We start from the raw sequence: 15,527 nt of genomic DNA on the forward strand, positions 1-15,527 counted from the left end.
AGATTATTTCCTGTTAGATTGACGGCGACTAATGGAATCCAGCTCCGGCTCAGTGCCCCCCAGTTTGGCCAGACGGCGAGCACTTTCCCGCTCAATCAGGGCATGTAAACCTTCACGCACCAGCGCCACTTTCTCGGTTAAATGGCTCACCCGCTGCGCTTCTGCCAGCAAATCATCATCTATATTTAGTGTTGTGCGCATAATACGCCTCCTTATTTTGATTAAGACACATCTAAATATACATCATTTGATGCGCTTTTTCATGCTTTCTCATTCCCACGGAGGAGCGCGGGAACGAATAAAATGGGGACGGAGGGATTATTATTTAATGCCCACCGCAGCCGAGGCCATCTCTGCCTTCTCAACCGCCGCCTCAATCGAATCTGCACGCGCCAGCACCACGCCCATGCGCCGTTGCCCTTGCACTTCCGGTTTTCCAAACAGGCGTAATTGAGTATCCGGCTGTTCCAGGGCTTTTTGTAGATTGCCAAATACAGGTTGCGTAGACACACCCTCGGCAAGAATAACACTGGATGCTGAGGGGCCAAGCTGTCGAATAGCAGGAATGGGTAAACCCAGTATGGCACGGGCATGCAGGGCAAACTGGGAGAGATCCTGTGAGATCATAGTCACCATACCGGTATCATGCGGACGAGGAGAAACTTCGCTAAAAATCACCTCATCACCACGGATAAACAACTCTACACCAAAAACACCATAGCCACCCAGCGCATCCGTTACCTTATGTGCAATCTCTCTTGCCATTGCCAGCGCCTGTTCTGTCATCGCCTGAGGTTGCCAGGAACTACGGTAATCACCATCCACCTGAATATGGCCAATGGGTTCACAGAAATGGGTACCACCAATATGACGCACTGTTAGTTGAGTGATTTCATAATCAAATTCAACAAAACCTTCAACAATCACTCGCCCTGCCCCGGTACGCCCACCCTCTTGTGCATACGTCCAGGCTTGATCAATATCCGTCTCACTACGAATGGTGCTTTGTCCCTTGCCGGATGAACTCATAATCGGTTTGACTACACAGGGAATACCAATATCAATAACCGCCTGATCAAAGGCAGCCCGATCATCGGCAAAACGATAAGGTGAGGTCTTTATACCTAGATCCTCTGCTGCCAAACACCGTATCCCTTCACGGTTCATCGTTAACTGTGCCGCACGCGCAGTCGGTATCACGTTAAAACCTTCCTGTTCCAGATCAACCAGGGTACTTGTGGCTATTGCCTCAATCTCGGGGACGATATAATCCGGTTGCTCCTGCTCAATCACTGCTCGCAATGCCACTGCATCCTGCATTGAGATAACATGGCTACGATGTGCCAGCTGCATCGCTGGCGCATTGGCATAACGATCCACCACAATCACCTCAACCCCATAGCGTTGCAGTTCGATAACAAGTTCTTTACCGAGCTCTCCACCGCCACATAACAGGACACGCGTTGCCGTTTTTGATAAAGGAGTACCAATAGATGTCATCGCTTACTTCTCTTGCGCCTGCAATAATTCTGTCAGCCCATCAGCAGGTAATGGTCGACTAAACAGATAACCTTGAATAAGCGTGCATTGACATTTCTTAAGAAAATCCAGTTGTTGTTGTGTCTCAACACCTTCGGCAATAACCTTGAGTTTCAGGCTTTGAGCCATAGCGATAATCGCCGAAGTAATGGCGGCATCATCCGCATCGTCAATAACATCGCGTACAAAAGAACGATCAACCTTCAAGGTATCAATATTAAAACGGCGTAAATAACTGAGTGATGAATAGCCTGTTCCGAAGTCATCAATCGCTATCTTAAAACCGATTGCCTCCAACATCTCCAATGCAGTAATGGTATTGCTCTGATTCTCCATCAATACACTCTCGGTAATCTCCATCTCTATCATTTCAGGTGAGCAAGCAATATCATTAATAATCCCTTCCACTGTCTTGATAAAATCCGTGGCATTAAATTGTCGACTTGAAATATTGATCGACATCATCAATTCTGGAAAGCCCATTTCATGCCATAGCTTCATTTGTCGGCAGGCTGAAGCAATAACCCAATAGCCTACCGGAATAATAAGCCCCGTTTCCTCCAGCAGAGATATAAAATCATTCGGTGCGACCAGACCAAGATCGGGATGTTGCCAGCGTATCAATGCCTCTACGCCAACAATCCTGTTGCTTTCAATATCAACCTGTGGCTGATAGAACAGTACAAATTCCTCTCGTTCCAGTGCATGACGCAGACTACTTTCCATAGTCAGAGACTGGAATGCCCGCGCACTCATATCTGTTGAATAAAACTGATGATTATTCTTGCCCAGATCCTTGGCTCGATACATGGCAATATCCGCGTTTTTCAACAATGTCCCGGCATCTTCGCCATCATTGGGAAACAGACTCACGCCAATACTGGCACTAATAAATAATTCGCGCTGATTCAGTTCCAGCGGGGCCTCCAGACTCTGCAAGATCTTTTTTGCCAACACGGTGGCACACTGTTCGGTTTCAATATCGGTCAGCAAGACAGCAAACTCATCACCACCCAGACGCGCAATGGTATCTTCCTGCCGAATATTTTTCCTCAGGCGATCAGCAACTTGTGTCAACATAAGGTCACCCGTCTCATGCCCCAGGGTATCATTAATGTTTTTAAAGCGATCAAGATCAATAAATAAAACAGCTACTTTTTTTGTATAACGTCGGGCATGAGCCAGAGATTGTTTCAAGCGATCCATAAATAAAATACGATTGGGCAATTTGGTGAGTGCATCATGATGCGCCATAAAGCTCAGCCGCTCTTCATTCTCCATGCGTTCGGTGATATCACGACCGGTCGCAACAAAACTGGTAATCTCACCCTGATCATTTCTTATCGGGGTAATACTTTTTTCCTCGTAATAGAGATCACCACTCTTCTTACAGTTAACCATAACATCAAAGAACACCTCCCCCGACAAAATAGTGTCCCATAAATTTCGGTAAAAACTCTCGCTTTGTTTACCTGATTTCAGAAACTGAGGGGTCTTGCCAAGAACATCTTCGCGACGATAACCTGTTGTCCTTTCGAAAGAGGGGTTGACGTATTCCACTCGACCCTGGGCATCTGTAACCATCACCAGATCAGCAGTCTGTTCCAGCGCGCTGGACATCTTTCGCATCTGCAATTCAGCCTCATAATGCTGACACATATCCCGGGTTACGCCTTCGACACCAAGAATATTCCCAGAGGAATCCTTATAATATTGCGCATTAGTAGCAACCCATGCCACCGAACCATCTTTACGTCTCAAACCGGCACTAAAATCCTGAACGGAGCCATTGCCTTTATCCAGTTGTTCAAGAAACACCTGTCGCCTGTCAGGGTCTATATAAAAATCACCAATCTTCATACCGATCAGATCATCTATTTTATAACCGAGTAATTGTTCAACAGAGTCTGAAATCTTAATAACCCTGCCTTCATTATCTGTACGATAAAAGGTATCTTGCATATTATGAAAGATATTACGCAACTCCGCCTCAGAGCTGGCAATCTTTTCACTCGCCTGTTTGCCTTCAATATATGAAGCAATACGCTGAGCAAATAAATCCAGCACCGGCTCTGTCCAGGAGATAATCTCCATCGGATTAATATCCAGAACAGCGATAATACCCATCTTATGACCCGAAGCCGAGATCATCGGTGCGCCAAAATAACTTTCCACACTCATATCAACCAACATCGTATCTTCCGGATACAATCTGGCGGCATCCCTGGCGATCAACTCAGCCTTTCTATCAAGGACATCGGCACAGGGCGTGCCTTTTAATTCATATTCGAAATTATCGACAAATTGACCATTCGCCCATACGGCCTGGGTTTTTATACGTTGCTTCGAGTCATCAGAAAAAATACCAATAAAGGCATAAGGCGTATTATAGATACGAACAATATTTTCTACACATGAACGGCAGTATTCTACAATATTCATAGATGAAGAGAGATGAGTGATAGCCGTAAGCGCATTTTCAAGATATTTTCTTTCCGAAATATCCTGAATAGTACCGATCATACGCAACGGCTGATTTGTATCATCGTAATAGACCTGTCCCTGTCCATGAACATAACGCACCTCACCGTTTGCCAATACAATACGATGATCCATGTTATAGTTATTCTTACTGAAGGCATCATTAACTGTTGCCACCCATTTATCCCTGTCATCAGGATGAATGAAATCAAGAAAGACTTCATAACCAGGTGTAATCGTCCCGGGTGCAACACCACAGAGACGATAATGTTCATCCGACCAGAACAAGGTATTATTAATAATATCCCAGTCCCAATGTCCTAGTTGTGCAATCTGTTGTGATTCAAGTAACCGTTGTTGACTTAATGCCAGGGCATCTTCCTTTTGTTTCTGATCTGTGACATCGAACATAAACCCGCGCAATATAGTCGATCTTACTGCCCCGTCAATGATATCAATATTATCAATGACATTAACACTGTCACGTATCCATAGCAGACGTCCGTCTTTGGCATATATACGATATTCAAAATCATGATTTTCCCTTCTACCGATTGATTCCTGACAGAAGCGTGGTGCCCATTCACGATCATCCGGATGCATGTATTTCAACCAGAACCCTTCTTCATACCACTCTGCCTGTGAATAACCCAACATCGCTTCAGCCTGCGGGCCTACATAGGTAAAGCGCAGGGTTGATATATCCATTTCCCAGGGCAACGCCTGAGCTGATTCAACCAGCCAACGGTAGTGATTTTCATTGGCTTGCAATGTAGCCTCAGTTTGCTTGCGTGCAGTGATATCACGATCAACACCCCGATAACCGCAAAACTGACCTTGCTCATCGAATACGGGAACACCACTGGTCTCCAATATGACCTCATGGCCATCACGATGCCTATTAATATTTTCAGTGTTACTAAAGGCTCGCTGTGCCTGTACAATCTCGCTAAATTTAGCCGACACGCGTTCTGCCTCATCAGTGGGCATCAGATCAAACGGGGTTTTACCAATAATGTCCTCGGGCTCATAGCCCAGCAGTTCCCGAACCTTGGGATTGGAGTAGGTATAAACTGCATTAGCATCGACTTCCCAGATCCAGTCACTGGTGGCTTCAACCAACGCCCGGAAACGCTTATCATTATTGTCAGATTTCAAAATAAATCGCTCAATATATTTACCGATATCAGCAGTATACCGAAATTACTACAGGAGAGTGGATTGAATTCAGATGCTATTAATGCGACAATGAAGACAATGCGTAAATTGATCACTTTATTATTGCTTGCCAGCACTTTATTCGCCAACCTTTCATGGGCAGCGGATACCGATGCCGAGATCTATTTTGGTCACGCATCATCACAGTGGTCGCAGGATCCATCATCCTCTCCCGATAGCCATAGCAATAGCGATAGTTGCGATCATTGCTGTCATAGCCTGAGTCATCTAACAGGTCTAATAGAACAATCCCATATCTCATACAGCCCATCGGGATATTCATATCTTGCGCTGTTAACACCGTATTATCGCACCCATACCCAGTCACCACCGACGCCACCACCCAACGCCTGATTCTTAAATATCATAAAAAACCATACGTCATTAGTGTGTACGTTATGGTATTTTTTATTATTCAAAGGATCAAGTCTATGTACAAACGATTTTCAATAGTAGCCTTACTATCAGGCTGCATGCTATTCATCCCGGTACCCGCTATAAGTACCGAAACATCCGTTGCACCTCTGGCTAATTTTGTAGCCCAGGTCATCGACAATCATCCACGCATACGTTCTATGGATGCCGCACTGAAGGCATCATCTGCCCGCTATCAGGCAGCGGATCAGGCACTCTATAACCCGGAACTGGAATTTGATACAGAACGCACCGATATCAACACGACCAGTCTGGGTATTAGTCAAACCATCGACTGGAGTGACAAGCGTGGGGCGCGCGCCAAAACGGCACAACAAACCTATAACGCCAATGCTGCCGATGCTAACAGCCTGCGTCAACAACTGGCGAGGAATCTACTCAATGCGCTGAGCGAATATAATACGGCAGATACGCTCAATAGACTGGGACAACAAAGCCTGCAACTGATGCAACAATTTGTCGACATTGCCGAACAGCGTTTACAGGCCGGAGATCTGAATCAGGTAGAACTGGATCTGGCAAAACTGGCCGCACTAGAGGCTGATCTTGAATCCTCTGAACTTGCTGCCCGATTGAGTGATGCAGAACAAGCCTTGTTCAGCCTGTTAGGTGATCGACCTGCCCCCCGTGTCTGGCCAGGTCTACCACAGACACTACCCGTCATACAGAGCGATAGACTGGATATTGAGGATCTAATCAAGACGCATCCCGTATTCCAGGCTAAACAAGCTCAGATTAATGCCGCACGTGCCCTGGTTAGTTTACGTCAACGCGAGGCAAAGCCCGACCCTACCATCGGCATAAGAGCTGGACGTGAGGACAATAATACCCTTACCGGTCTGACCCTGTCGCTACCCCTATTTGTACGCAACACCTATCAGGCTGAGGTCACAGAGGCTCATGCGCAACTGACACAGACCGAGTTTGATGCTCGTTCCACCTGGCTGGATCTGAAAAATCGAATCCTCACGGCTCGACAACGCTATATCCTGACACGCAACACGTGGACAAACTGGCAGCAACGTGGAACCAGCTCGATCAAACGACGCATTGATTTGTTAAAGCAACTTTGGCAAGTCGGTGAATTAAGTTCTACCGACTATCTGATTCAGCTCAAACAAACTCTGGACACACAAAGTGCCGGTATTGAATTACGCGGTCGCCTGTGGCACAACTGGTCCAACTGGCTCATGGCCAGTGCCAGTATTTTCCAATGGCTTGAAATTGATGAGCGCACTTCTAGCACTGATATTCAGCACTAATTTTTTTTAGAGAGACCATCAATGGTCTCGGAGATATTCCTATGAAAACATTTTTAAAAATTCCTTTATTTATACTGATCCTATCCGTCTTATCCATCCCTGCCAAGGCCGAGACAGGACATGATCATGACACTGAAAAACATCAGGAAACATCACCTGCTGAACATGGTGATGAGCATGGTGGTGATGAAGACGGCGGCATTAAGCTCAGTGACACACAACTAAAGATGGCCGGCATTGTTGTCGAGGCGTTGCGAGAGCGTGATCTTGCCGCTGAGATACAGGCACCGGGTGAGGTTAGACTCAATGCCTACCGCACCACCAAGGTTACCTCACGCATCACTGCACAGGTGATTAAACGTCATGTCACTCTCGGTGAACGTGTTAACAGTAAACAGGTTCTGGTTACTTTATCCAGTGTAGAAATGGCCGATGCCCAGGGCGCATTAATGGTTGCCGACAGGGAGTGGCAGCGTGTTCAGAAACTGGGAGCCAAGGTTATATCTGACCGTCGTTACACCGGGGCGCGTGTTGCCCATCAACTGGCCTACGCCAAGGTCGCTGCATTTGGCATGACCCGACAGGAGATTAGTAATCTGCTCAAATCAGCCGATGCCTCGAAAGCCAATGGTGAGTTTCAATTACTGGCATCCCGTGCTGGAACAGTAGTACAGGATGACTTTATCGAAGGGGCTGTTATTGAACCGGGTTATGTCTTAATGATCCTCTCTGATGAAAGTTCATTATGGATTGAGGCACGCCTCACACCCCAACAGTTATCACAAGTTAATCAAGGCAGCATTGCCCGTATACAGACTGCCGATGGCTGGTTAACAGGGAAAATAACCCAGTTACATCATAACCTGGATGAAGATACGCGCACCATTGCTGCACGGATTACTGTTGCCAACCCGGATGATCGTTTACATCCGGGAGAGTTTGTCGAAGTTCGTCTACAAAGCAGCCGACATCAATCCGCCCTTGCCATACCTGAGACCGCCGTAGTGCGAAGCCCGGATGGTGACTGGCAAATCATGGTTGAACAGGATAAACCGGGGGAATTTAATGGTGTTGAAGTCGAGGTCAAAACCATCATTAATGGTATGGCCGTGATTGAGGGTGTCCCGGTGGGTACTCGTGTCGTTACCCAGGGTGCATTTTTTGTCCAGTCTGAACTGGCAAAAAGTGGCTTCTCCGTTCATAACCATTAAGGAATGCACCTATGTTAAATTCTATTATTAGCTGGTCCGTTAAGAACCGTCTGCTGGTTGTGCTTGCCTTGATTGCCATCACTGTTGGTGGTGTTCTAATCTTGCCGAAACTCAACCTGGATGCCTTCCCCGATGTCACCAACGTACAGGTACAGATCAATACCGAAGCACGCGGTCTGGCGGCTGAAGAAGTTGAGCAACTGATTACCTTTCCTATTGAGGCGGTGATGTATGCACTGCCTGATGTAGAAGAGGTTCGTTCAATATCCAAGACTGGTCTATCCGTGATTACCGTAGTATTCAATGAAGGCACTGATATCTATTTTGCACGACAACTGGTATTTGAACGTCTGCAAACAGCGCGCGAAGAAATCCCTGATGGCATCGGTACTCCGGGAATTGGGCCTAACAGCTCAGGATTAGGACAGGTCTATCAGTACATCTTACGTGCTGATGACCCGCAAAAATATGATGCCATTACTCTGCGTAGTTATAACGACTGGATTGTTAAACTATTATTGATGCCTGTTGGTGGTGTCACCGAGGTATTGTCCTTTGGTGGTGAAGTGCGCCAGTATCAGGTACAACTCGATCCACAACGTCTGCTGGCATACAAGTTGACTGGCAATGATGTTGCCTTGGCAATTGAGGATAATAATCGCAATGCCGGTGGCTGGTATATGGATCGTGGTGCCGAGCAACTGGTGGTGCGTGGTGTAGGTTGGGTACGCAGTGGTAACGATGGTCTGCGCGACATCAGTAACATCCCGTTAAAAGACGAGGATGGTGTCGTGGTCAGTGTTAAGGATGTCGCTCAGGTCAGCTTTGGCCCTGAGATCCGACAAGGTGCTGTCTCTATAACCCGCCGTGATGCCGAAGGCAATCCAGAACCACTGGGCGAGGTCGTTGCCGGTGTCGTGCTTAAACGTCTGGGTGCCAACACCAAGGCAACCATTGAAGGCATTAAGTCTCGTCTAGGCGCAATACAAACCGCTCTACCAGACGGCGTTACACTGGAACCTTTTTATGATCAGGCTAGTCTGGTTGACCAGGCAGTAGAGACCGTATCCAAGGCATTACTGGAGGCCTTTGTGCTGATTATTATTGTCCTGATGTTGTTTCTGGTTAATGTCCGCGCGACCTTTCTGGTACTGATCTCGGTGCCAATCTCGATTGGCATGGCGCTCATCGCCATGGCACATTGGGGTATCTCTGCCAACTTGATGTCACTGGGTGGATTGGCAATTGCTATCGGCATGATGGTCGATGGTTCTGTGGTGATGATGGAACATATCTTTAGTCATCTCACCCATGCCGATGCCCGCCATGGTGAACAACAAAGGCAACAACAGGGTGTCGAACACCCCTATGACTCAGCGCATGATAGCCACGGTATCGCGCTACGCATCAAGGAAGCCGCGTGTGAGGTTGGGCGACCGGTATTCTTTGCCGTGCTGATCATTATCATCGTGTTTGCACCTCTGTTCAGTCTTGAGGGTGTTGAAGGCAAGCTCTTCCAGCCCATGGCAATATCCATTGTGCTCGCCATGCTGGCCTCGTTGCTGGTCGCCCTGATTGTGGTGCCCGCACTCGCTACTTACCTATTTAAAAAGGGTGTGGAACATAAACATGGCTACGTCATGCCACCGCTGGAGTCGTTCTACCGCAAGACACTGCCCTGGGCTCAGAACAAGCGTAAAATCGTCGTCGGCATTGCTGTCAGCCTGTTTCTTGGCTCACTGGCACTGGTACCTTTCCTCGGCACCGAATTTGTTCCTGAACTAGAGGAAGGCACCCTGAATATCCGCATCACCCTCGCCCCCTCATCCAGTCTGGCGACCTCACTGGAGGTTGCAGGGAAACTGGAAGGTGCACTACTCACTTTTCCCGAGGTCATCTATGCCACCAGTCGAATCGGTAGACCCGAGATTGGTGGTGACCCGGAACCAGTATCTAATGTTGAGATCTTCGTTGGCTTAAAACCCGTCGATGAATGGACCAGCGCGACTAACCGTCAGGCACTGCAAAAACTGATGGAGGCGAAGATGTCGGAACACCCCGGTCTGTTATTCTCATTCTCACAGCCGATTGCAACCCGTGTTGATGAGTTACTCTCCGGTGTTCGTGCGCAACTAGCAATCAAGCTATTTGGCTCAGACCTCGACATGCTGGCAAAGAAAGGCAGCGAGATCGAGACCCTGGTGAAGAAGATCGAAGGAACCCGTGGTGTTGCGATGGAACAGATTGGTGGCGAAGCACAACTCGCCATCCGCCCTGATCGTGACAAACTGGCACGCTACGGCATACCCGTTGCCCAGGTCATGGATCTGGTCGCCGACGCCATTGGTGGTCGTGCTGCCGGACAGGTCATCAACGGCAATGAACGCTATGATATCTATGTGCGTCTGGCTAAGGAATATCGTGATAATGTAGATACCATTCGCAATCTGATATTGCAGGCGCCCAATGGTGCCTGGGTACGTGTCGGTGATATCGCAGAGGTTGCCATTGAGTCCGGCCCACCACAAATTCGACGTGATGATGTACAACGCCGAGTGGTTATTCAGACCAATGTCGAGGGCAGGGATATGGGTGGCCTGGTGGCTGAACTACAACAACGGATTGATGATGAAATTGATTTGCCGGCAGGCTATACCATAGTCTTTGGTGGACAATTTGAAAATCAGCAACGCGCACAGGCACGTCTAATGATTGTTGTTCCATTATCTCTCGGTCTCATCTTCCTGCTCCTGTACTTCGCTTTTAACTCCGTGGGTCAGGCCTTGTTGATTATGCTCAATGTCCCCCTCGCCCTGATTGGTGGTATTGCTGCCCTGTTTTTCTCAGGTCAATATCTCTCAGTACCCGGATCAATCGGCTTTATTGCCCTGTTTGGTGTCGCGGTATTAAACGGAGTAGTGATGGTGAATGCCATCAATCAGCGTGTTGAAGATGGTGTCGAGGTCTATAGCGCTATATTCACAGGAGCACTGTCACGCCTGCGCCCAGTATTGATGACCGCCTTCATCGCTGCATTAGGGCTCATCCCGATGTTATTGGCAACCGGTGTCGGTTCCGAGGTACAGCGACCCCTTGCCACCGTAGTTGTTGGTGGGCTATTCTCTTCAACACTACTCACCCTGTTTGTGTTACCGGTGCTTTATCCGATGTTTTCCAAACAAATAATAGAGAAATAACAAGTCATCTTTGGATGTATGCATTCCCACGCAGGAGCATGGGAACGAGAACGAGCTATCTAGTTCCCATGCTCCTGCGTGGGAACTAAATTAAGCCAAAAACATAAACCACAGGGGGCACAGAGGTACACAGAGAAAATAATGGATACAAAAAAAACATAAAAACCTCTGTGCTCCTCCACGTCCCCTGTGGTTCAATATTTTTTATTAATCAGAGAATACAACCCGTGTCCGATCATCACCACCATAATATTGATGCCTCAGTTGGCGACCGCCGTTTAGGTCTCGCCATTGCCATCAATATGCTACTAACCCTGGCTCAGATTATTGGTGGTCTTATGTCGGGTAGCCTGTCGCTAATTGCTGATGCACTGCACAACTTCAGTGATGCCGCCTCGTTATGGATTGCCTGGGCTGCACGTAAGATCAGCCGAAGACCAGCGGATCACTTCAAGACCTTTGGTTATAAACGTGCCGAGATAATTGCCACACTGATTAATCTAGTCACCCTGGTCATCATTGGACTCTATCTGATCTATGAAGCTCTGTGGCGTATCCACGAGCCACAGATTATCGAAGGCTGGATCGTAATAATCGTTGCCGCTGTGGCACTGATTATTGATATTGCCACCGCCATATTAACCTTCAGCATGTCAAAAGGCAGTATGAACATCCGTGCCGCCTTTCTGCATAATGTCTCTGATGCACTCGCTTCGGTGGGTGTTATTATTGCCGGTAGCCTGATCTTGCTGTACCAATGGTATTGGGTGGATACCTTAATCACCCTGCTGATTGCTGGCTATGTACTCTACCAGGCCTCGACACTATTACCCGAGACGATTCATATCCTGATGCAAGGCACACCCAAAAACATTGTTATTGATGATGTCATTACTCACATAGAGAATATTAACGGCGTATTAAATATTCATCATGTTCACATCTGGCAACTGGATGAACAGCGTAATGCGCTGGAGGCACATATCGTCATTGAACGATTTGATCAAATAAACGAAATAAAGGGTGCAATAAAAACCGATCTGTTACAACGCTATGCAATAGATCATTCCACATTGGAGTTCGAAGAGGCACATTGTGAGCAGCGCGACTGTTGAGCAACAATATGATGTCGTCATCATCGGTGCTGGCGCGGCAGGTCTCATGTGTGCCATCAGTGCCGGGCAGCGTGGCCGCAAGGTGCTGGTGCTCGATCATGCTGAAAAGGTCGGTAAGAAGATCCTGATTGCGGGTGGTGGTCGTTGTAATTTCACCAACCTGTGGGTTGATGCCGAGAACTATATCTCGGGCAACGCCCATTTCTGTAAATCAGCCCTCAGCCGTTTTAGTCAATATGACTTTCTTAACCTGATCGACAAATACCAAATCCGCTATGAAGAACGCGCCCATGGGCAACTATTCTGCCGTGACAAGGCCAGCGTCATCGTTGACCTGTTACTGGATGAATGTAGCCTCGCCGGGGTTGATATCCACACCGAACAAGACATTCAATCGGTACACAAGAATGAATCATTCCAGATACAGACACAAAACAATCACTATTGTGCTAATTCATTAGTCATCGCCAGTGGTGGTCTATCAATCCCGAAGATGGGCGCGACTGATATCGGTCATCGAATTGCCGAACAATTTGGTATTGCTTGCACTGCTCTGCGTCCCGGCCTGGTATCACTCACCTTAAACAGCAGCGAGCTGAACAATTATGCTAGCCTGTCAGGGATCTCGGTCGATGCCAGTGTCAGCCACAAAACACAATTCTTTCGTGAGGCAGTGCTATTCACTCACAAAGGACTCAGTGGCCCCGCTATCCTGCAAATCTCCAACTACTGGACCCCAGGAGATCACATCGAGATCAATCTGTTACCCGATACCGATCTGCAACAACAAATTGAACAATGGCAACAGGATAAACCCAATACTGAACTCAAGACCCTGATGAGCACCCTGCTCAGCAAACGCCTGGTGGAATGGTTAATATCACTTTATCTGGAGAATAAACCCATCCGTCAATATCAAAAAACCGAGATACAAAAGATTATTAATAGCTTCCAACACTGGCAGATCATGCCCTCAGGCACCACCGGCTACAGCAAGGCCGAAGTCACCCTGGGCGGTATTGATACCCATGAGTTATCCTCCAGAACCTTCGAGGCAAAAAAACAACCAGGGCTCTATTTTATTGGTGAGGTCATTGATGTCACTGGCTGGCTGGGGGGATACAACCTGCAATGGGCCTGGGCATCCGGCTATTGTGCCGGTCAGGCGGTTTGATCAAAGTGCTTGCTGTCTGTGCCTGAAACGCCGATACAATAACACGGCAGCAACCGTTAAACCAAGGATGAGTCCCCACCAAATACCTTCAGCACCATAGGCGAATGTGATACCTAGCAAATACCCGCCGGGGATACCGATAAGCCAATAAGCAATGATGGTATAAACCATAGGAATACGCGTGTCCTTCAGCCCTCTTAATGCCCCTGCTGAAACCACCTGAATACCGTCCGGGATCTGAAATACAGCCGCCAGAAACAGAAACTGTAGTGCGATATTAATAACCACAAGATCGTCGGTATAAAGTGAAGCAATATTATCAGCAAACAACAGGATTAATGAAGCTGATAGTATCTGAGTACACAGCACAATAATAAACCCTGCCCTGGCAGCATCACGGATGCCTTGCTGATCACCACGACCATAGGCCTCTCCGACACGAATGGTAACCACCGTGCTAATACCTAAGGGCACCATAAATAACAGACCCGAAAAATTGATTGCCACCTGATGAGCTGCGACAACATTAATACCAAACGAACCCAGTAACAAAGCAACCATGCCAAACAGACTCCCTTCGATAAAAACAGCGATACCAATCGGCAACCCAAGATGTAATAACTCACCTATTCTAGACCAATCAGGTAATGCCAGAGATTCATATATCCGGGTACCACGGAAGGCAATCCGCCCCCACAGATACAAGGCGATCAACTGTACCCACTGCACCACACTGGTCGCAAAACCAGCACCTTCTGCCCCCAGTTGTGGAAAACCCAGATGACCAAAGATCAGGATATAGTTGCTCGGAATATTAATCAGCAAGCCCAGTATGCCAAAGGCCATACTGGTACGCGTCATCGCCAGACCCTCACTGGTCATCCGCAACATCAAAAACACGGTAAAGGCCGGTGCCCCCCAGGAGGTTGCCCGTAAATAACGCATCGTTACTTCGATAATATCGGGGGCAATATTCAGGACATTCAATACCGGTTCGCAGGAACGTAGAGCCAGGGTCAGCAAGATACCGAGCACCAGGGCAATATAAAAGGCCTGATGAACAACATAACCCACCTTGTCACGACGATCTTCACCGATCAGATGAGAAATTGTCGGGGGTAACATCATTAATACCCCGATCACAAATAGCGCCAGGGTTAGCCACACTGCCCCACCAATACCCACGGCAGACAATTCCAACGCGCCCAGACGACCCACCATAACGGTATCGACAAAGCCCATCGAAAGCATGGCTAATTGACCAAAAATCAAGGGGATGGAGAGACTGAGGGTCTGCCGGATATGAGCGCCTGTATTCACTCGTCAATTGACTTGCTGTGTAATTTCATCTGCCTGATTATAGGCTATTTACGACCTACCGATGTAGCATATTATTTTCATTCAGCCACTTCATCAGATAGGCATGTGATAAACGTCCACTTACAGCATGCCTCGGCTGATTTTTTGAAAAGAAATAACTGCGTGGTAATTCACCATACCAGTATTTATCAACCTCAAATCGGAGTCGTTCTGAAAGACTATCGGTAAAAATCCAGGACTCCAGCCCGGTCAATCCCTTCTCCGATATCAATACTTCAACCTCTGTACGAACATCCAGACCATCGGTTGATACCAGCACTACCGGTAACACAGGATACTGCTTGTACAATCCACCTAACATCGTTAATTCTTCATAACAGGGTGGACAATCAATTGACCAGAATACCAGTATAAAAGAGGAGTTCTGATAGCGTAATACAATATCTGAATAACTACCCGACACAAAATGACGCAATTGATCCTGTGTCCCTGATATTACCGGCAGTGATAAAAATATACAGAGCAAAGCTGCCAGCATGGTTCTTCTACAACGAATCTGATTTCCCATTGCCATT

The 15,527-nt window shown here is 47.5% G+C and carries 11 protein-coding genes; 6 read left to right on the forward strand and 5 right to left on the reverse strand.

All coding sequences use genetic code 11. The features are described from left to right. Positions 1–3: 3 nt before the first annotated feature. From GXP22_07865 to GXP22_07875, 3 genes are all read right to left on the reverse strand, one after another. On the reverse strand, positions 4–201 hold the full coding sequence (locus GXP22_07865) for a type II toxin-antitoxin system VapB family antitoxin (GenBank protein NOX09384.1): 198 nt from the start codon (positions 199–201) through the stop codon (positions 4–6). Between the two features lie 120 nt (positions 202–321). Beyond that, positions 322–1,500, reverse strand: a complete 1,179-nt coding sequence (gene purT / locus GXP22_07870) for a formate-dependent phosphoribosylglycinamide formyltransferase (GenBank protein NOX09385.1) — start codon at positions 1,498–1,500, stop codon at positions 322–324. A 3-nt stretch (positions 1,501–1,503) separates the two neighbouring features. Next, positions 1,504–5,178 carry a PAS domain S-box protein gene (locus GXP22_07875; protein NOX09386.1) on the reverse strand — a complete coding sequence of 1,225 codons (3,675 nt, stop codon included), beginning with the start codon at positions 5,176–5,178 and terminating at the stop codon, positions 1,504–1,506. Positions 5,179–5,241: 63 nt separating this feature from the next. On the opposite strand from GXP22_07875, the gene GXP22_07880 reads away from it, so the two are divergent. The 6 genes from GXP22_07880 (at position 5,242) to GXP22_07905 (ending at position 13,632) form a co-directional block, all read left to right on the forward strand. Further along, the gene (locus GXP22_07880; GenBank protein ID NOX09387.1) at positions 5,242–5,592 is read left to right on the forward strand and encodes a hypothetical protein; all 351 of its coding nucleotides are present in this window, start codon (positions 5,242–5,244) and stop codon (positions 5,590–5,592) included. Between the two features lie 77 nt (positions 5,593–5,669). Further along, positions 5,670–6,935 (forward strand): TolC family protein, encoded by a 1,266-nt coding sequence (locus GXP22_07885; protein NOX09388.1) that lies wholly within the window; start codon positions 5,670–5,672, stop codon positions 6,933–6,935. A 227-nt stretch (positions 6,936–7,162) separates the two neighbouring features. Continuing rightward, the gene (locus GXP22_07890) at positions 7,163–8,146 is read left to right on the forward strand and encodes an efflux RND transporter periplasmic adaptor subunit (GenBank protein NOX09389.1); all 984 of its coding nucleotides are present in this window, start codon (positions 7,163–7,165) and stop codon (positions 8,144–8,146) included. 11 nt (positions 8,147–8,157) lie between these two features. Further along, a complete protein-coding gene (locus tag GXP22_07895) occupies positions 8,158–11,343 on the forward strand; it encodes an efflux RND transporter permease subunit (protein NOX09390.1) in 3,186 nt (1,061 codons plus the stop codon). 227 nt (positions 11,344–11,570) lie between these two features. After that, positions 11,571–12,458 (forward strand): cation transporter, encoded by an 888-nt coding sequence (locus GXP22_07900; GenBank protein ID NOX09391.1) that lies wholly within the window; start codon positions 11,571–11,573, stop codon positions 12,456–12,458. 46 nt (positions 12,459–12,504) lie between these two features. Further along, a complete protein-coding gene (locus tag GXP22_07905) occupies positions 12,505–13,632 on the forward strand; it encodes an NAD(P)/FAD-dependent oxidoreductase (GenBank protein NOX09392.1) in 1,128 nt (375 codons plus the stop codon). Here the strand turns inward: GXP22_07905 and GXP22_07910 are convergent, their stop codons facing one another. Together GXP22_07910 and GXP22_07915 are read right to left on the reverse strand one after the other, a co-directional pair. Next, the gene (locus GXP22_07910; GenBank protein NOX09393.1) at positions 13,633–14,952 is read right to left on the reverse strand and encodes an MATE family efflux transporter; all 1,320 of its coding nucleotides are present in this window, start codon (positions 14,950–14,952) and stop codon (positions 13,633–13,635) included. 55 nt (positions 14,953–15,007) lie between these two features. Next, positions 15,008–15,526: a TlpA family protein disulfide reductase gene (locus GXP22_07915; protein NOX09394.1), complete on the reverse strand. Its 519-nt coding sequence runs from the start codon at positions 15,524–15,526 to the stop codon at positions 15,008–15,010. Position 15,527 lies beyond the last annotated feature (1 nt).

Source organism: Gammaproteobacteria bacterium, assembly GCA_013151035.1.
Taxonomy (GTDB): Bacteria; Pseudomonadota; Gammaproteobacteria; order JAADJB01; family JAADJB01; genus JAADJB01.